Source organism: Reichenbachiella sp., assembly GCF_039941815.1.
Classification (GTDB): Bacteria; Bacteroidota; Bacteroidia; order Cytophagales; family Cyclobacteriaceae; genus Reichenbachiella.
In genome coordinates this window covers 571,009-589,302 of record NZ_JBDVDW010000032.1, presented here as the reverse complement: position 1 = coordinate 589,302, position 18,294 = coordinate 571,009, and the positions used below count along the sequence as shown (strand labels likewise).

General features: G+C 40.7%; 17 protein-coding genes and 1 tRNA gene. 4 read left to right on the top strand and 14 right to left on the bottom strand.

All coding sequences use genetic code 11. The features are described from left to right. Positions 1-81: 81 nt before the first annotated feature. From ABJF11_RS09760 to ABJF11_RS09750, 3 genes are all read left to right on the top strand, one after another. Complete coding sequence (locus ABJF11_RS09760) at positions 82-525, top strand: DUF1801 domain-containing protein (protein ID WP_348119638.1); 444 nt, start codon at positions 82-84, stop codon at positions 523-525. Positions 526-791: 266 nt separating this feature from the next. Further along, a complete protein-coding gene (locus ABJF11_RS09755) occupies positions 792-3,167 on the top strand; it encodes a TonB-dependent receptor (RefSeq protein WP_348119637.1) in 2,376 nt (791 codons plus the stop codon). A gap of 5 nt (positions 3,168-3,172) precedes the next feature. Beyond that, on the top strand, positions 3,173-4,105 hold the full coding sequence (locus tag ABJF11_RS09750; protein WP_348119636.1) for a DUF4249 domain-containing protein: 933 nt from the start codon (positions 3,173-3,175) through the stop codon (positions 4,103-4,105). A gap of 90 nt (positions 4,106-4,195) precedes the next feature. Here ABJF11_RS09750 and ABJF11_RS09745 read toward each other — a convergent pair. From ABJF11_RS09745 to murF, 3 genes are all read right to left on the bottom strand, one after another. Continuing rightward, positions 4,196-4,270: transfer RNA gene (locus tag ABJF11_RS09745), tRNA-Val, on the bottom strand. A 62-nt stretch (positions 4,271-4,332) separates the two neighbouring features. Continuing rightward, positions 4,333-4,989, bottom strand: a complete 657-nt coding sequence (locus ABJF11_RS09740; protein WP_348119635.1) for a DUF2461 domain-containing protein — start codon at positions 4,987-4,989, stop codon at positions 4,333-4,335. Then, the gene (murF, locus tag ABJF11_RS09735; RefSeq protein ID WP_348119634.1) at positions 4,980-6,260 is read right to left on the bottom strand and encodes a UDP-N-acetylmuramoyl-tripeptide--D-alanyl-D-alanine ligase; all 1,281 of its coding nucleotides are present in this window, start codon (positions 6,258-6,260) and stop codon (positions 4,980-4,982) included. The genes ABJF11_RS09740 and murF overlap by 10 nt, the downstream gene beginning before the upstream one ends. A 105-nt stretch (positions 6,261-6,365) precedes the next feature. On the opposite strand from murF, the gene ABJF11_RS09730 reads away from it, so the two are divergent. After that, complete coding sequence (locus ABJF11_RS09730; protein ID WP_348119633.1) at positions 6,366-8,519, top strand: T9SS type A sorting domain-containing protein; 2,154 nt, start codon at positions 6,366-6,368, stop codon at positions 8,517-8,519. A 13-nt stretch (positions 8,520-8,532) separates the two neighbouring features. Here the strand turns inward: ABJF11_RS09730 and ABJF11_RS09725 are convergent, their stop codons facing one another. The 11 genes from ABJF11_RS09725 to ABJF11_RS09675 all read right to left on the bottom strand — a co-directional run bounded on the left by ABJF11_RS09725 (position 8,533) and on the right by ABJF11_RS09675 (position 18,294). Next, positions 8,533-9,030, bottom strand: coding sequence for a hypothetical protein (locus ABJF11_RS09725; protein WP_348119632.1), 498 nt, complete (start codon positions 9,028-9,030; stop codon positions 8,533-8,535). Positions 9,031-9,041: 11 nt separating this feature from the next. Next, positions 9,042-9,842 carry an amidohydrolase gene (locus ABJF11_RS09720; protein ID WP_348119631.1) on the bottom strand — a complete coding sequence of 267 codons (801 nt, stop codon included), beginning with the start codon at positions 9,840-9,842 and terminating at the stop codon, positions 9,042-9,044. After that, the gene (locus tag ABJF11_RS09715) at positions 9,830-10,963 is read right to left on the bottom strand and encodes a methionine aminotransferase (RefSeq protein ID WP_348119630.1); all 1,134 of its coding nucleotides are present in this window, start codon (positions 10,961-10,963) and stop codon (positions 9,830-9,832) included. Before ABJF11_RS09715 ends, ABJF11_RS09720 begins: the two co-directional genes overlap by 13 nt. A gap of 2 nt (positions 10,964-10,965) precedes the next feature. Beyond that, positions 10,966-11,520: a peptide deformylase gene (gene def, locus ABJF11_RS09710; protein ID WP_348119629.1), complete on the bottom strand. Its 555-nt coding sequence runs from the start codon at positions 11,518-11,520 to the stop codon at positions 10,966-10,968. Further along, a complete protein-coding gene (ruvX, locus tag ABJF11_RS09705) occupies positions 11,517-11,930 on the bottom strand; it encodes a Holliday junction resolvase RuvX (protein ID WP_348119628.1) in 414 nt (137 codons plus the stop codon). Before ruvX ends, def begins: the two co-directional genes overlap by 4 nt. Further along, positions 11,931-12,668 (bottom strand): iron-sulfur cluster repair di-iron protein, encoded by a 738-nt coding sequence (locus ABJF11_RS09700; RefSeq protein WP_348119626.1) that lies wholly within the window; start codon positions 12,666-12,668, stop codon positions 11,931-11,933. 79 nt (positions 12,669-12,747) lie between these two features. After that, positions 12,748-13,713 (bottom strand): MoxR family ATPase, encoded by a 966-nt coding sequence (locus tag ABJF11_RS09695; protein ID WP_348119624.1) that lies wholly within the window; start codon positions 13,711-13,713, stop codon positions 12,748-12,750. Between the two features lie 5 nt (positions 13,714-13,718). Further along, on the bottom strand, positions 13,719-15,065 hold the full coding sequence (locus tag ABJF11_RS09690; protein WP_348119623.1) for a peptidylprolyl isomerase: 1,347 nt from the start codon (positions 15,063-15,065) through the stop codon (positions 13,719-13,721). Then, positions 15,052-15,924 (bottom strand): peptidyl-prolyl cis-trans isomerase, encoded by an 873-nt coding sequence (locus ABJF11_RS09685; protein ID WP_348119622.1) that lies wholly within the window; start codon positions 15,922-15,924, stop codon positions 15,052-15,054. The genes ABJF11_RS09690 and ABJF11_RS09685 overlap by 14 nt, the downstream gene beginning before the upstream one ends. Beyond that, complete coding sequence (locus ABJF11_RS09680) at positions 15,914-17,878, bottom strand: peptidylprolyl isomerase (RefSeq protein WP_348119621.1); 1,965 nt, start codon at positions 17,876-17,878, stop codon at positions 15,914-15,916. The genes ABJF11_RS09685 and ABJF11_RS09680 overlap by 11 nt, the downstream gene beginning before the upstream one ends. Next, positions 17,875-18,294 (bottom strand): ATP-binding protein, encoded by a 420-nt coding sequence (locus ABJF11_RS09675; protein WP_348119619.1) that lies wholly within the window; start codon positions 18,292-18,294, stop codon positions 17,875-17,877. The genes ABJF11_RS09680 and ABJF11_RS09675 overlap by 4 nt, the downstream gene beginning before the upstream one ends.

Below are 18,294 nucleotides of genomic sequence, written 5' to 3'. Positions count from 1 at the left end.
CTTATGTCGCAAAAGGATATTTGATCCTTGGTACATGTCCAACGAAAAGGCTAATTTTAGTCTTAATCATGCCCTGTCGACATGCAAAGCACTGCCACTTCTGTTGAAGAATATTTAGAAACCCTACCCGAGGATCGCAGTAAAGCGATCAGCAAAGTCCGCGAGGTCATCCTCAAGCATCTTCCTAAAGGGATCGAAGAAACGATGAATTATGGTTTGATTAGCTATGAAGTACCATTGCATGTCTATCCCGATACCTACAATAAGAAACCACTGATGTTTGCTGCATTAGCCTCGCAGAAAAACCATATGGCTGTTTACCTCTCTGGCATATACTGTGATGCGGCCCTGCGAGCCAATTTTGAGAATGACTACAAAGCCAGTGGCAAAAAAATGGATATGGGCAAAAGTTGTGTTCGATTTAGAAAATTGGAAAACCTTCCACTGGAGGTCATCGGTCGAGCTATAGGCGCACTTGATATGGAATCCTTTGTGCTTTTTTCAAAGAAGAATAAGCAAAAATAGTTAACACCATATTTTTTACGTGGATGTAGGGGTAGATACCTTTTTGGTTTTCTAGAAAATAGAATTCAATATTTATTACCGAGTTGGTAACCATTTAGCTCCAAATATTGTCTTTTTGTAAAACATAATTAGAAATCAACTAGCTCAGAATAAAAGGTTCAGATCATTTGACTCAAAATAAAGTACGTCTTTATAAGTGTAAGTTGGATGAGTCAGGTCTTAAAAAAGTTAATTACAAGTAAAAAACTAAAATCACACTAAACTCAATGAACAAATTACTATTGGCCAAACTTTTGGTTTGTTTGACTATGTACGCTCAAGCTCAAAATACCATTAGTGGCTATGTAAAAGATGCAAGCAACGGGGAGACCCTGATCGGTGCCACGGTGCTGATCAAAGGAACATCACAAGGCGTAATAACCAATGCCTACGGGTTTTACTCGATAACTCTTCCAGAAAACACCTATGAGATAGAATATAGATATATAGGATATCAGTCTGTGGTGCAAAGTATTAACTTGTCAGAAAACCAGCGGATAGATGTAGAGCTGCCTTCTGAAAGTCAGCAGCTGGAAGAAATAGTAATCTCAGCAGAACCAGAAGATATCAACGTCTCTGGTATACAGATGTCGACCAACAAACTCGACATTGAGACGATCACAAAAATCCCGTCTTTCTTGGGTGAAGCAGATGTACTTCGTAGTATTCAGATGGTACCTGGTGTAGCTACTGTAGGTGAAGGAGCGTCAGGCTTCAATGTACGCGGAGGTAGCGTGGGACAAAACATGGTGCTGCTTGACGAAGCTCCGGTATACAACTCGTCTCACATGTTAGGATTTTTCTCTGTGTTTAACCCTGACGCGGTCAAAGACGTCAACTTGATTAAAGGTGGAATACCTGCAAGGTATGGAGGGAGGATCTCTTCTGTGTTGGATATACGGATGAAAGAAGGCAATAGCAAAGAGTTTGCAGCACAGGGAGGTGTAGGTACAATCTTTAGCCGAGTGGCAGTCGAGGCCCCGATTGTCAAAGATAAAGCGTCATTCATTATTGCGGCGAGAAGATCCTATATCGATGTTTTTGCTAAGCTTTTCACCGATGCACTGGACGACGGTGCTGCGCTCAATTTTTATGACTTGACGATGAAGACAAACTGGAATATCAATAAGAAAAACAGGGTTTTCTTGTCAGGCTATTTCGGTAGAGACAATTTTAAATTTGATGCAAATCAAGGCTTTAATTGGGGAAACAAGACAGCCACGTTAAGATGGAATCACATTTTTACAGATCGGATATTTGCCAATTTCACGGCATTTTATAGTGACTATGACTACGTACTTGCCTTTGGTGATGATGACATGGACAAGTTTGATTGGAATTCGCGGATTAGAAACTATGATTTCAAGCCAGAGTTCACGTATTTCATGAACCCGAACAATGAGCTATCATTTGGTGGAGAACTACTGTTTCTAGAGTTTGAACCTGCAAATGCCATCGGTGTGAGTAATGGAGAAGCCAGAGATATTAGTCTTCCTTCTAAAAACGCACTGGAATCTGCTCTATACATTTCAAACGATCAAAAAATAGGAAACAACATTCAGCTACAATATGGTATCCGCTACTCCAATTTTAGTTTGCTGGGTTCTGGGACTGCTTATATATATGGCGACACTATTCCAGGTATCAGAAAACCTGTGATAGGTGAGGTGCAGTACGAAAGCCGAGAGGTAATAAAGAATTATGACAACTTCGAACCCCGCTTTTCTGTGAAGTATCAGCTGAATAATCAAAATTCGTTTAAAGCGAGTTATAACAAGACAAGCCAATATCTGCATTTGATCTCAAATACTACAGCTTCTAATCCATTGGACGTTTGGACTCCGAGCAGCAACAATATCAAGCCCCAAACAGGTCATCAGGTAGCACTGGGATGGTTTAGGAATTTTGGTCCGGACAATAATGTAGAATTTTCCGCAGAAGTCTATTATCGAAAAACGGCCAATCAGATTGACTACATAGATGGAGCAGATTTGCTAATCAATGAGCTGATAGAAGGTGATTTGCTAACAGGTGATGGGCGTGCTTATGGACTCGAGCTATATGCCAAAAAGAATACCGGCAAGTTTACGGGTTGGATCAGTTATACCCTGGCTAAGACAGAATTACAAGTCGATGGTATCAATAGCGGTAATTGGTACCCTACTCGATACGATCAACGTCACAATGTGAAACTGGCAGCCTTTTATGATCTAAATGATCGGTGGAGCTTTTCTTCAAACTTTACCTTCCTGACGGGTACCCCTACGACTTTTCCCACCTCAAGATTTCAAATGGGTGACTATGTGGTGCCTTATAACTATGGCGACGGAAGAAACAATTTTAGAATACCTATCTATCATAGGTTGGATGTCTCAGCTACATTGCAAGGCAAGCGTTACAAGCGCAATGGTGAGCGTAGAAAAAATGAGAGTTATTGGGTGTTTTCAGTCTACAATCTATATGGCCGAAAAAATCCATTCTCCATATACTTTACCCAAGAGGATGTCAGGCCTGACCCCGGTGCTTTGGTCAACACCCAAGCCAGACAAGTGTCGATCATTGGTAATATGATCCCGGCAGTTTCTTACAATTTCAAATTCTAATGACAATGAAAGCTTTAAAATATATAAACATACTTTTTGTAATCGCGCTAATTTCTTCTTGCGATGATCAAATCTATCCAGAACTAGATGATGCACCAGAGATTTTGGTTGTAGATGCATGGGTTACTGACAAACCAGAAGATCAGGTCATATCTCTGACCAGAACTCAACCGTATTTTGATAACTCTGAAAGCAGTGGAGTCACTGGTGCTGAAGTCTATTTGACTGACAATGAAGGTGTCAGGTTCGATTTTGTGGAGACCACAAACGGTGACTATGTTTGGCCTTATGCGACCGAAACTTTTGGTACAGTTGGCAATGCGTATCAGCTCACAGTAAATGTTGGTGGAGACACCTTTACAGCCACATCTATAAAAAATAGAGTGCCAACAGTGGATAGTGTCACCTTCAAATTTGAAAATTCCCTAAATTTTGGAGAAGAAGACGAATTCTATCTTGGCGAATTTTGGTCAAGAGATATCGAAGGGTTTGGGGATACTTATTGGATCAAATCGTTCAAAAACGAAGAATTTCTTGGCAAACCTTCTGAAATCAACATTGCTTGGGACGCCGGATTTTCTGCGGGAGGTGCCATAGATGGATTGATATTTATTCCTCCGATCAGAGATGCAGTTAACCCATTTGATGAGAAGGAAGGAGAAGAGGATGTATTTGTATCTCCCTTTGATGATGGAGATTCACTATATGTTGAATTACATTCTATTACTCCTGCAGCACACAATTTCTTGAACGAGCTCAGAATTCAAACAGATAGACCTGGCGGATTTGCCGCACTATTTGATACTCCGCTGAGTAATATTCCAACGAATATTGAAAATTCGACTTCTGATGCTTTGGTCGTGGGATTCTTTTGTGTTTCGTCTGTAGAGGGCAATGGCGCAAGGCTTGATGTCAGTCAGGTACCTAAAGAAGAATAAATAAAATCATATGATGTTGACTGGTCCTAAACAAGGGATACAGGTATTAGTATAAAAAAAGCCATTGCATAATGCAATGGCTTTTTAATGTGGGCGCTGAGGGATTCGAACCCCCGACCCCCTCGGTGTAAACGAGGTGCTCTGAACCAGCTGAGCTAAGCGCCCTTGATTTGGGTGTGCAAAAATAGATTAGGAATGGATATTTCCAAATCTTTTGCAATAAAATTTTAGCTTATTGCAGCTTTTAAATATTTGTTGAACTCATACGCCTTTTTATAGGTAGAAATAAGCTCATCGAAGAAACCATCAGCAGTGATTTCCTTATCGGAAAATTCCTTTACCACATAAAAACTCTTTAGCCTCAAGAGTTCGATATTGGGGTGATCTTTGGGATATCCTTTGGGCGCAGTCTTGAGCTTGTCTCCTCTGATTTCATCGAACGTTTGCTTAAATTCTTGAGAGGATATAAGCTCCTTGAGGCGGTCAGGGTTGTAATCTATCTCTTGGCGAATAGCTGCCAGCATTTCTGGCTGTGGCATATAAATCCCACCACCTGCAAAACTTTGGCCCGATGCCAAATGAATGTAGAATCCGGTTCCTTCAGTTTTCTTTCCATTAGCGCCCATCAAGGCACCAAAGTTGGTCTTATAAGGCGTCTTGTCCTTGCTGAATCGAATGTCTCTATTGATTCTGAATACACACTTTTTAGGATCAACTCCTGTTAGTTCTGGGTCGAACTTTGATATCTCGTGGATTATTTTAGAAACCAGATCGACGAATTCTACACGACAACTCTCATAAGTCTTTCTGTTTTGGTCAAACCACTCTTTTGTATTGTTGGCTGATAACTCTTTTAAAAATTTTACAGTTGGTTTTAGTTCCATATATCGACACAATCTATTAACTGCTCCATACGCATGCCTCTAGAGCCTTTAATCAGTACGGTGGCTGCGACGAGCGGATGCTGCCGAAGCTCGATGATCAATTCTTCAATTTTTCTAAACACTTTTGACCGGTTGTGATCAAACGCCTCACAGAAATCATTTCCTACTAAATACACTTGTTTCAAGTCTAAGGTTTCAGCGAAATCAATAATTTTTCGGTGCTCTTCATGAGAATAGACACCTAGCTCTTTCATATCTCCCAGAATAGCAACCTTGTTGTCACTCTTAATCACCGCCAGGTTTTCCAGTGCGGCAAGAATAGAATCGGGGTTAGCGTTATATGCATCCAGAATAACGGTATTGGAACTTAATTCTATCAATTGAGAACGATTGTTTTCCGGCATATAGCCGTCAATTGCCTTATAGGGATCTTGTGAACCGAAATATTTTCCAACTGTGACTGCAGCAGAAATATTTGCGAAATTATACGCACCAATCATCTCAGTAGCATGAGTCTCGCCATATTCGTCAATATAGTGGACGAAGGGAGTTGCAGATTGAAGGGTGCAAGACTCATTTGGATAAGTCACAGCGTTATCAAATCTTTTGATCATATTATTCAATACACGATCGGCTACATTAATAAACGGTACACCCTCACTTTTCCTCAAATAGTCAAAGAGTTCGCTTTTGGCTCTGATGATTGCTTCTTGTCCACCAAACTCCCCTATATGCGCGGTTCCTATATTGGTTATTAGGCCGTGCGTGGGCTTGGCGATCTCACAAAGTCTGGCGATCTCTCCGATATGGTTAGCACCCATTTCAATGATGGCAAAATCTGTATCCTTTTGTATGCTCAGTACTGTGAGCGGAACTCCTATATGATTGTTGAGATTTCCTTTGGTGCATTGCACCTTGCGATCAGCCCCCATGACACGAGCAGTCAACTCTTTGGTTGACGTTTTTCCGTTGGACCCGGTTATTCCAAAAAAAGGAATGTCAAATTGATCACGGTGATGAATGGCCAATTCCTGAAGTGTAAGTAGTACATCTTCGACAAGCAGGCACTTATTACCTTCACTAAACTCTTCCTCGTCGATTACGACCAATAGTGCTCCTGCCTTGAGTGCTTTGGAGGCATACGTATTACCATTGAAACTGTCTCCTTTCAGAGCAAAGAAGATTTGATTTTTTTGAAGCGCTCTGGTATCGGTACAAACCCCGTCGCTTGCTAAAAATTTTTCGTAAAGGAAAGAAATGGTTTGATCCAAATTTGTTGTTATTTGTATGGCAGCCCACAAATATATTTATCAGTACTCAATAATTCTGGTTATTATAAATTTCATTGTGTTGGCAGCAGGTAGTATATAACAATAATGATAAAACCCATCATACTGTTTTTGGCTCTTTTGAAGTGCTCTTCGCTGCTTTTAGCACAGGTGCAACTGGAGTATGTCGATCCGGCTGTGAGCATTGGAGATCGTACACTATCGATGCCTTTTGCTGGCGGAATCAATAGTGCGCAATATCAAACGATGGATATGGATGGCGATTTAGACCTTGATCTTTTAATATTCGACCGATCTGCTGATCAAATCACTTGCTTTGAGAATACTGGATCAGAATATCTCTATCGCCCTGATTATAACTTCAAATTTCCAACTGGCTTGCAAAACTGGATGGTCTTGGCCGATTATGATTGTGATGATAAAAAAGATCTCTTCACCTATACAGGACAAGGCATTCGAGTATTTAGAAACGTATCTTCGGATACTGATCTCTCTTGGGAGTTAGTCGCAGACCCATTGAAAACTCAAGGCTCAAGCTCGCTTATCAATTTGTTTTTCAATCCTATAGACATACCCTCCATTTCGGATTTGGATGATGATGGAGATCTTGATATTTTGGTTTTTGATTTTGCGTCCAGTGAGCAAATCGAGTTTCACAAAAATCTCTCAGTAGAAAATGACGGTGCGTGTGGACTTACCTTCGCACGTGAGTCGCGAAGCTATGGTGAGATTAGAGATTGCGATTGTGACGATATTGCCGTTGGTGAAACTTGTGATGAGTCCGGCCGCATTCAACATGCTGGTGGCAAAGCCATTCTTAGTCTGGATTACAATACTGATGGTAAAGTAGATATCATCATAAGTCAGGAGGCCTGTGTCAATTTAAATTATTCAGAAAATAGCGGGAACTCTACAATAGCCTCATTTCTACCCTTCGACAATACCTTTCCAGTATTCGATCAACCAATCAGTTTTACTTCTTTTCCTGCTGCCTTCTACGAAGATGTCACCTTCGATGGGAAGAGAGATCTACTGATCTCAAGCAACGAACGCTCAAATGTTGATGGCATGATTGATTTCACTTTCTCCAGCTTTTTATATCAAAATATCGGCGCCGGTACATCGAATAATTTTACTAGTTCCACAGTTTTCCTGCAGGGTGAAATGATTGATGTAGGCGAATATGCCAATCCGGCCTTGGTGGATATAGACGGTGACGGCCAGGACGATTTAGTCCTAGGCAACGCCGGAAGGATGAAAGACGGCAACTATACAAGCAGTCTCTCTTATTTCAGATCCCTTGCAACGGGATTAGAATGGCAGACTGACGATTTGTTTGGTCTATCTTCCCTGGGATACACCCACATCAAGCCCCAATTGGTGGATTTGAACAATGATCAAATCACTGACCTGATTTTCTCGGGTAGAGACGTGTTGAACGCATCGAACATCTACTATATAATCAATGCAGGATCTAATTCCGAACTGACATTCGACTTAGCAGATATCAAAGAGTTCAATGTTGATCTAACTCTCTTAGACGATTACTATTTGGATGATGTTGATCGAGACGGTCTACTAGACCTACTGATTGGATTGTCTAGTGGTCAGCTGGATTACTACAGAAATGTAGGAACGTTCGAAAGTCCCAATTTTACAGTCGAGAGTCAAGAATATCTTGGCTTGACCGCAACTAGTGAGCGAAGCAATTTATCGATCACTGCAGGAGATGTAGATGGTGATGGCGAGTCAGATTTGATCACCACAGATAGAACTGGGGAACTTCTTATCTACTCAAACTATCGAGCCGGAAATGCACTGGCCCAAGCGTCTGTTCTCAGCCTTGAGTCTAACTCTTCTTTGGTGCCGACGAGATTGGGTAGAATATCTAAACCTGCCATTGGTGAGTTTACCGGAGGCACATCCGTCGTAGTGGGTAGCATCCAGGGCGGTGTCTATTTTTTCAATGTCGCTGGAGAATCATCAGATAACAACCTGACGCTACGAGCCTTTCCCGTACCGTCATCGAATGATAAAATTGTCAACTTCTTGAGTAACCAGTCAAACACGCGTTTAGAAATATTTAGTCTGACGGGTAAAAAAATTCATGAGTTATGGCTTTCGGCTTATAGCCTTTCTTCGGTTGATCTTAGCTCTCTAGTTGACGGCATGTATCTGGCAAAGGCAACAAGTAATGGTCTAAGTTGTACGCTTAAAATAGTGCTTAGCAGCAATAATTGAGATTCTAGCGCAGCTACTCTGAGCAATAAGTCACGCTAAAGTTACCATTCACTCCGTCTTCTCCACCTCCTCCTTCTCGTGCATCTATCCTTCCCGTCACCTCTGTGTCTGTGATTGTAAGGATTTCTACTGCACCTTCAGTAGCGATAATGTTGAGGGTACCATCGGGATCAAAGAGCGTAACGGTCTGCCCACCTTCTTCCAGAGAGAAATTCAATTCTGTCAGTGCTACTTCATGGGGTATGGAGAAGAAAACTCTAAGTCCAGAGAGAGCAAAAAGATCACACGGTGACTCAAGTTCCTCAGCTCCCAGTTCAATAGACAGTTTGGTGTCGTCGAACGGGCTTACTTCAGCAACACCTTCCACGAATGACCAGGATTTTCCGTTGATCTGACCCTGGAGATTTTGGTTGGTAAATTCATAGGCGGGCCCTCCATCGTCGTCATCATCGCTGCAACTAAAATTGATAATAATTAAACTTAAAAATAAAATTCTGGCAAGTGTTTTCATGGTTGATGTATTTAGTTGGTTTCAAGGGTAAAATTATCACTATCTGCCAAAAATGAGTACTTAGATCTAAATTCGTCCTGTGGACTTTTCTCTAGTTTGTGCAGAATGATGTCTTCTTTATTGTCAATAAATGCTAGTCCTTCGCCCAGGTAGTTGTAGATGCCGCTGTGACCAACATACTCGTAGCCATTTCCATCCTGGCCTACCCTATTGCAGCCAATCGTATAGGATTGATTTTCGATAGCTCTAGCTTGCAGTAGCGTATCCCATGCATTAATTCTTGGTTTTGGCCAGCTGGCAATATAGATCAACAGATCATAGTCATATTCTTTAGTCCTACGGTCATAATTATTTTTTGACCAGACCGGAAAACGCAAATCATAACAGACAAGAGGACAAATTTTCCAACCTTTGTATTGTACAATAATGCGCTCAGAGCCTTCCTTAAAATGCTGGTCTTCTTTAGCAAGTGTAAATAAGTGCCGCTTGTCGTAGACCTGAAATGTACCGTCAGGAAAAGCGGCAAAAAAACGATTGTGGTAATCCTGACCTTCCTTGATCATATAGCTTCCTCCGATCAGTGCCTGCTTCTGGGCAGCCATTTGAATAAGCCATTTGTGTGTTTTTAGGCCTGGTACTTCAGCCATGCTTTTAGATGACATGGAAAATCCGGTGTTAAACATTTCCGGAAGGACGATAACATCTATAGGCTCAGTAATCGACCAGATTTTCTCCTCAAACATCGCCAGGTTGGCATCAATATTCTCCCAATGGAGGTCTGACTGTATGACGGCAATAGTTAGATCTGACATAACTTCTGAGCGGCTTGCTTTAATGTGTCTTCGCTTTTAGCAAAACATAAACGAATCTGCTTATGATCAGAACCATCTGTATAAAATGGAGACAAAGGGATAGCAGCTACTCCATGAGTTTTCGTCATCCAAGCTGCCATTTCCCTATCGGTCCGGTCACTTATTTCCCGATATGAAAAGGTTTGAAAGTAGGTCCCTTGGCATTTTACAGGTATGAATCTAGAGGGTTTCATTAGCGACAACAGCAAATCTCTTTTGGCTTGAAAGAACTTTGATAGGTACTCATAATTCTTTGAGTCTTGCAGATAATCTGCTAGTGCCCACTGAGTCGCTGTACTCACACTAAATACCATAAACTGGTGAACTTTTCTGATCTCAGCAGTGAGAAAATCCGGAGCTATCGTATAACCCATCTTCCATCCCGTAGCGTGAAATGTTTTACCAAATGAGTAAACTGCAATACTTTTATTCTTCAACTCCTCATTTTTTAGTACGGAGTGATGCTCCTCTCCATCATAAATGAGGTGTTCATAAACTTCGTCGCTCAACACATAGATTTCTTTGTCCCGGATCAAGCGAGCCAATTCTTCGATATCCTCTGCTGACAATATTGCTCCACTTGGGTTATGTGGTGTGTTGATAATTATAAGTTTGGTCTTGCTGGTGATCTTTCGGGCAACCTCTTCCCAAGGAATTGAGAAATCGTCCTTGTCAAGATTGATGTTGACGGGGATACCTCCTGATAGCTGAATCGCCGGTAAGTAGCTATCATAGGCAGGATCAAAGTAGATGACCTCATCTCCGGCATGAACAATCGCCGTGATCACAGCAAAAAGGCCTTGGGTGGCTCCTGCGGTGATAGTAACGTCATCTTCGTCGATGCCGACACTATAAGTTTTCTCAATTTTTTTTGCAATGGCAGTTCTCAGTTCCTGCACACCAGGCATAGGTGCATACTGGTTGTAGCCTTGCTGCATGTAGTAGTGTATCCGGTCTATGAGTACGGGAGAAACATCAAAATCTGGAAATCCCTGAGCCAGATTAATGGCCTTAGATTCGTTGGCCATCTTTGACATGACAGCAAATATAGAAGTCTGGGCGTTGGGCAGTTTGGATGTCATTGTTATTTCCGAGATGGAATTTTGATTTTGTAGTCGGCATCACATTTTCCCTTGGTGATATTATTCAGCTTGCCTTTGAGCACTCTCTTCTTGAAGGGTGATAGATAATCGGTGAACAGAATGCCATCTATATGGTCATATTCATGTTGGAATATCCTGGCCTTCATACCATCGAACTCTTCTTCGTGTTCTTTGAAATTTTCGTCTAGGTAGTTCACCCTTATTCTTCGGTGTCGTGAGATCTCTTCTCGTATCCCAGGTATGCTCAAACAGCCTTCTTCAAAATTCCACTTCTCACCTTCTTCCCAAACAATTTCTGGATTGATAAAAACCTTTTTAAAATCCTCCATGCCTTCTTCTTCCAAGGGGCTGCCATCTACAACAAACATGCGTATAGATTTGCCTATTTGAGGAGCTGCAAGCCCGATACCGCTCGCTTCGTACATAGTCTCAAACATATCATCTCTGAGTTGGATGACATCAATGCTGCCTTCTTCTATTTCGTCGGCTTCTCTTTTCAATACCGGGTCTCCGTATACTACGATAGGGTAAATCATAATCTTGACTCTAAAAACGATTGCAAAATGATCGCTGCACTTATTTTATCCACGTTCTCTTTTTTCCGTCGATCTTTTTTTTTCATTCCTCCCGTAATCATAGCGTCCATGGCGAGCTTACTGGTATATCTTTCGTCGACCTGATGGATGGAATGATTCGGAAAGTTTTTCTTTAGCAAATTTATAAAAGACCGAACAGATGCTGTACTGTCTGTGTCTTTATTCATTAAATCTTTGGGCATTCCTATCACGAATTGATCTATTTCCTCTTTCTCATGATAGTTTTTGAGGAAGTCAATAGCTTGAAAGGTACGTACGGTTTCGAGAGGTGTTGCGATGATTTTTAACGGGTCCGTAACGGCAAGGCCCGTGCGTTTGGTGCCAAAATCAATCGCGAGAATTCTTCCCATTTAGTTGAGACTGTAAACCGTCTTGAGCTTTTCTTTTGCTTCTTTTTCTAGGTTCAGGGCTTTAGGAAAAAGCACCTTGTTTTCGATTTGTGCGTGTTTGGTTAGCTCTTGATCAAAAACTTGTAATTCTTTGAATATCACCTTCAACTGAAGGTCTTCAATATTTTCAGTATCATATTGATTTGTAATTCCTCTGATACCACTCATTTCATCGTCTGAGTCGCCATGATGTAGGGCAAACTCTTGAATTGAAAATGAATTGATATTGGCCAGCATTTTGGATGAGGCGTTTTTTCCAGTTAGAAAATACTCCAGATCGCTTATGTAGGTAAATAAACGATCTTCCTCTTCGTAAATGTGATGGATAAAATCATCCACAAACATAGGCAGCACCATTTTCAAATCTGAAATCAGCTCCTGATCCAATGGTGTATCCAGCGCATTGATTTGTCTGAGAATGAATGGTAAACGATCTTTGATAAACAGCTCGTGTGTATGTTTTAGATAGCCAATGATTAATCGCGCCGGATATTTTTTTAGCTCGGCTGTATCAACACCGCTTTGTGGTTTGGCACCTTCTATGCAATCCAATAACTGCTCTGGATTGATATTGTGACTTTCACAAACTTCTTTGAGTGTCTTATTTTTAGATTTGTAATATTCTACTCCGAAATAGTCCAAAACTTTCGCATATACGAAGTTCTCATTTACCAGTATTTCGATTGACTTATCTTTCATCGCTCATTGTATCCTTTTGCAAATATAAAAAAATTGAAGCAGAGGAAGTCAAGTAACGCTCCGCTAAGAGCAAAATTATTTACAGTAAGTCTGAAATAATCTTATGGATGGTCACGCCTTCGGCTTCTGCCTTAAAATTTCTTACAATTCTGTGTCTAAGTATTGGTTCGGCTACGGCTTGCACGTCCTCGATATCGGGAGAGTATTTGCCGTTTAGTAGTGCATTGCATTTAGCTCCTTTGATCAAAAATTGTGAAGCTCTAGGTCCTGCACCCCACTCTAGATATGTTTTTGCACTGTCGGCAGCCCGGTCTGAATCAGGTCTGGTTTTGTGTACAAGGCTTACTGCGTACTCGATTACATTATCGGCCACAGGTACCTTGTTGATCAAGGATTGAAATTCCAGGATTTGATCACTATTCAACACTCCTTTTACCTCTTTGATGGCACCGGCTGATTCGTTTTTTACAATGTCAATTTCGGATTCATACGAGGGGTAGTCCAAATTAATCATAAACATGAAACGATCCAGTTGGGCCTCTGGCAGTGGATACGTGCCTTCCTGCTCAATAGGGTTTTGAGTAGCTAGTACAAAAAATGGTTCATCAAGTTTCCAATGCTTGCCACCGACAGTCACAGAATATTCTTGCATTGATTCTAGCAGGGCAGCTTGCGTCTTAGGCGGTGTTCGATTGATCTCATCTGCCAAGATGATGTTTGAAAATATTGGCCCCTTGATAAATTGGAAATTTCTTTCTTTATCAAGTGTCTCTGCGCCTAAGATATCGGAGGGCATCAGATCTGGGGTAAACTGTATTCTATTGAATTCCAGATGTAATGCTGCTGAAATGGTTCGAATCAATAGTGTTTTTGCCAATCCAGGCACACCAACCAGTAGTGCATGCCCCTGACAAAATATAGAAGTAATCAGTAATTTCACGACTTCATCTTGTCCTACAATTACCTTTGATATTTCTTTTTTTAAGTCAGAATACGCTTGATAAAGAGCATCAGCGGCTTCAACTTCAGTTGCAAATTTGCTCATAGACGTTAGTTAACCAATATTCGGCAGTTTTCATATTCAGGATCGATGTTAATATAAACCTCTCCTTGCGCATCTTTAAACCATTTTGACATGATTTGGTTACGCTTATTTGCAACGGTCGCTGCTCTTATCTTTTGATAGTCTTCTAGCAGGTTGGCTTGGTGCGGCGCTACTTTCTCTTTGTAAAGAATGATACGTACTGCATCTGTACCATCGGCCATTCGAAATTCCAAAGGCCTTGTGATGCTGCCAACGGTCATGGTGTCTATTGTAAAGAAAAGCGTAGGGTCGATTTCTTCTACTGATACTCTCATTGCTCCGGTTGCATCACTAAAGAATCCACCATTGCCACTGGTACGCTGATCGTCGGAATACTCTTTGGCCAGCACTTCGAATCGCACACTATCGGTCATGGACAGGGTTCTCAAACTATCGAGAAACTGCTTTGCCTCTTCGACATCACTTGCTGTGGATTTAGGGATGTTGAGGATATGTCTTGAGTTGTACGTATTGCCTCTTCTTTCGATAAGTTGGATGATGTGAAAACCGAATTGTGTCTCTACGGGTTTTGAAATCTGTCCTGGCTTCATACTCAGAGCAGCGGCTTCATATTCAGGTGCTAGCTCACCTCTTTTAAAAAAGCCAAGCTCTCCTCCCGTGGCGGCCGAGCCAGGATCTTGAGAATATTTCTTAGCCAGTTGGCCAAAATCCTCTCCGTTTTCAATTCTTTTCTTCAGCTCATTCATTCGCTGTCTGATTTCTTCCTTGCGATCTTTGTTGACGTCTGGGATTTTCACAATTTGTCCAATAGTTACTTCGGTAGAAAAGTATGGTAAGCTGTCTGCTGGTATTTTGCCAAAGAATTTTTTTACTTCGCCTGGCGTTACAGAGACATCTTCACCAATAGTGCCTTGCATCTTTTGGACAATCATTTGCTCTTTGATTTGATCGAAAAGCTCTTCTTTAAATTCTTCAACGGATTTGTTATAGATCTCTTCAAGTCTTTCTTCTGACCCAATCTGCTGAATAATATATGACATCCTTCTGTCCAGATTGCTTTCTACCTCTATATCTAGTACATAGATAGAATCAATCTCGGCTTTTGCAACCATCATTTTGTTGATCACCAAAGACTCGAGGATCTGACACTTAGCATTTCCCTGCGAGAGTTCTCCTCTGGACAAAAAATCCAGGTATGCTCGATCAAGTTCCGATTTTAAGACGATATAGTCGTCCACCTTGGCAATGATTTTATCCACCACCACGCCTTTACCATCAGTAGATTGCGATTGTGCATTGCTCATAGCACCTATACATAGGGCCAATAATATTCCCTGCTTAATATATTTCAAATTCATTATTTTCTTTGGCTACTTTATAAACCTCTTCTTCTAGTTCCTTTCTTAACTCTACTTTTTTCTTATTGATCAATATACTTTCTATGTCGTCCTTGATATAGGTGAGAGGAGCAATCTGATCTGAAATTTTATAATCCAGTACTCGAATGAAATAATAGTATTTCTCATCTGAAGTTTCTACAAAACTGTTGTTTTTTAGAAATACTGCTTTGTCCTGGACATTAATTAATGGCGTATTTCCTATCACTTCATCAAAATTGATCCATAGCTCAGTCTCAAGTGACGACTGGGCGGCAAAACGATAGCAGTAGGACTGTATTTCTTCCAGATTGGATCCTGGGTAGGTCCTGATAAGTTTACGAAAATTGTCAATTTGCGGAGCTTCTACCGGGACTTTTGCAAAGAGGCATCGTAAAATATTTTGGCGGAGGACAAAGTTTTCAAATTTCTCGTTATAATATTTTTCTATTTCCTCGTCCGAAATCTCCTTGTCCAAATGCTGATTGATATAATGCATTTCGAATTCATGCACCATTAGTGCATATCTATAATCCAGAATTTTTCTTTCAATTTTTGCTTCATCAAAATCCAGCTCCGTGGAGGCTCTGGCTATAGTGAGCTGCTTTTTTACCCATGAGTCCACATACTTGGAGACAATCATTCCGCTATCTGCAGATTGATTCCCTTTAGGCACCAGGCTGCTAATATCTTCATCGTAGAGGTAGATATCATTGACCCTGGCTATGGTCACACGGGTATCTACTTCCTCCTCGCTATCCACATAATAGAGTTTCTCACAGCCAACTAATGTCAGTATTGCGATTATTCCGGTTATGTATATGTTAGTTTTCAAATCTCTCTATATATGCTTTTAGCACCTGTTTATTCACTTTCACAGGAAATTTTCTACTCAGTCTTTTTAGCCAATCCTTTTCTAGCTCCTTTTGATAGTCAGAGATGACCATTCCTTTTATTCCTTTTAATGGCTTATATCCATCTGGTCGAATCTCCTGAACGACCCATAGCGTATGGTAGCTTTTCCCTTTTTGGATTGATGATCCTACGAACCATCGCGACTCTAGCCAAGGTTGTTTTCCACGCTCTATTTTTTCTTCAAAAGTCTGCAAAGTTAATGGTTCTTCTTTATTGAATAGACTATCCAATTCGGAATTTGGTTTGTCGAGTTGTGACGCGACTTTTTGCAAGACTAGTGAGTCTTTGGATACAAATCTTCTGACCACTGCATGCTCTGCCAAACGATAGTTCTTTTTCTTATTTTTTTCGTAGAATTCTCCAAGACCCACGCTGTCAACCATAGCCTTGTTCCAAACTTCTTCTTCCATCAAATTAAAAAGAAGAATGCCGCTTCTGTATTCTTCTAATACCATTTGATAATCATAGTTATTAGCTTCTATCAGGGTCAGTTCTTCATCAAAAATGCTCTTTTGTTCAAATTGGTTGTATAGCTGATATACATAGGTGTGAAGTGCTGTAAGCTTTCGTTTTTTTTGGTTTTCAATCACATATTTGAAAAACTGCTCTAGCGTGTATTTGTTACCATTGGTGGTAAAAATCGCTTTAGCCAGGTTGGGATGCGATTGGCTGTATTTCCACTTGGCTTCAAGAAGTGATGAATCAAATTCGTTGATCAGATCTTTTCGTACCACTTCGTCTCTTTTGAATTCTTGAGTGGACATCAGTTTTTTTAGAGCTGTAGACTTTTTGTCCTTGGCTCGAGTATCTCTTGAGATTTTACTTTCGAGGTCGGCACGCATTTCCTCAAAGGAGGCTACTCCTTTTTTATCGATCAGTTTAATAATGTGCCACCCAAATCTGGTTTGCACTGGTTGTGATATTTCACCTTTTGACGTTAAGTCAAAAGCTGCATTTTCAAACTCCGGCACCAAACTACCTGCTCCAAACCATTGTAGTTCTCCACCTGAGGGCTTTGTTCGCATATCGTCTGAGTATAACTGACACTGCTCATTCCAATCTGCACCACTCTTAATATTTTGATATACAGATTGTGCTTTTTCTTTTGTAGAGGCCATGGATACACTATCTGGCTTTGACCGAATCATAATATGGGCAACTAATACTTGCCCCCTAGCCTTTCTTTTATCATTTATTTTGATGACGTGATATCCAAATCTGGTCTTGATGGGTCCTACAATATCTCCAATCTCATTCTGATAGACAGCGTTTTCAAATGGATACACCATCTGCAAAGCAGAAAAATAGCCTAGATTTCCGCCATTCTTTTTGGCGCTTGGATCATCAGATTCTTTGGCTGCGACGGCATCGAAACTTTCCTCACCGTCAAGGACTCTTCTTTTAATCGCGAGTGCCTTGTTATATGCTTTAAGTGTGTCTTCAGGATTACCTTGATCATTGGTTTTCACCAAAATATGAGAAGCTGAGACCTCTTGAGTCTTGCGCTCATAGGCTACCTGTACCATTTCTTCTTTGACTTTCGTTTGCATTAGATAGGGCTCTGCCAACTGCTTCTTATAGCCTTCGAATTCGTCTTTGAATGCCTTGGTTTGATCCATTCGTTGTGCTTCGGCCTCCTTTACTTTCAATCTAAAGTTTAGATAAAGGTCAAAATATTCGTTGATTTTGATTTTGGCACTATCTGCAGTGTGATCATCAGAGTTTTTGAGAAAGTAATAGTCAAATTCTTTGAGAGAAAACGGTTCATCACCCAAATAGAATAATACTTCGTCTCCATTGTCTGGTTGGGCAGTAGTAAAAAGTGGAAGTAAAATAAATACGGAAAGGATAGAAAATCTGGTAGGTAGGGTCATTTGGTTCTGGTAAATTTTTTAATCATTCTGCAAATATTCTTATTTTCTTCATTCTTGAACTCTACTGTGTCCATTATATTTTTAACGAGCATAATGCCAAGGCCACCTTTCTTTCTCTTGCGAATGATTTCTTCCAGATTGGGTTCCTTATAGTTATTATAATTAAACCCTATCCCATAGTCTATTATTTCGAACAGAACGCCGTCCTTCCCATGATCTTCAATAAAAAGCTCCAGGCACTCAGAAGGATTGCATTTATTGGAGTGAATGATGAGGTTGGCGCATACTTCATCTACTGCCAAAATCACTTTATGAGCGTCGATTTCAGAAAAACCAATATCTCCCAGAACCTCCGCCACAAAATGACGAATTTCCTTGAGCCTCTCTCGTTTACAATTGGTTTTAAACTGATGCAT

Bases quoted from the DNA above. Each gene is read 5' to 3' on its own strand.
- ABJF11_RS09760 (WP_348119638.1), top strand. From the start codon at position 82: ATGCAAAGCACTGCCACTTCTGTTGAAGAATATTTAGAAACCCTACCC.
- ABJF11_RS09755 (WP_348119637.1), top strand. From the start codon at position 792: ATGAACAAATTACTATTGGCCAAACTTTTGGTTTGTTTGACTATGTAC.
- ABJF11_RS09750 (WP_348119636.1), top strand. From the start codon at position 3,173: ATGAAAGCTTTAAAATATATAAACATACTTTTTGTAATCGCGCTAATT.
- ABJF11_RS09740 (WP_348119635.1), bottom strand. From the start codon at position 4,989: ATGGAACTAAAACCAACTGTAAAATTTTTAAAAGAGTTATCAGCCAAC.
- ABJF11_RS09730 (WP_348119633.1), top strand. From the start codon at position 6,366: ATGATAAAACCCATCATACTGTTTTTGGCTCTTTTGAAGTGCTCTTCG.
- ABJF11_RS09725 (WP_348119632.1), bottom strand. From the start codon at position 9,030: ATGAAAACACTTGCCAGAATTTTATTTTTAAGTTTAATTATTATCAAT.
- ABJF11_RS09720 (WP_348119631.1), bottom strand. From the start codon at position 9,842: ATGTCAGATCTAACTATTGCCGTCATACAGTCAGACCTCCATTGGGAG.
- ABJF11_RS09715 (WP_348119630.1), bottom strand. From the start codon at position 10,963: ATGACATCCAAACTGCCCAACGCCCAGACTTCTATATTTGCTGTCATG.
- def (WP_348119629.1), bottom strand. From the start codon at position 11,520: ATGATTTACCCTATCGTAGTATACGGAGACCCGGTATTGAAAAGAGAA.
- ruvX (WP_348119628.1), bottom strand. From the start codon at position 11,930: ATGGGAAGAATTCTCGCGATTGATTTTGGCACCAAACGCACGGGCCTT.
- ABJF11_RS09700 (WP_348119626.1), bottom strand. From the start codon at position 12,668: ATGAAAGATAAGTCAATCGAAATACTGGTAAATGAGAACTTCGTATAT.
- ABJF11_RS09695 (WP_348119624.1), bottom strand. From the start codon at position 13,713: ATGAGCAAATTTGCAACTGAAGTTGAAGCCGCTGATGCTCTTTATCAA.
- ABJF11_RS09680 (WP_348119621.1), bottom strand. From the start codon at position 17,878: ATGACCCTACCTACCAGATTTTCTATCCTTTCCGTATTTATTTTACTT.
- ABJF11_RS09675 (WP_348119619.1), bottom strand. From the start codon at position 18,294: ATGCATCAGTTTAAAACCAATTGTAAACGAGAGAGGCTCAAGGAAATT.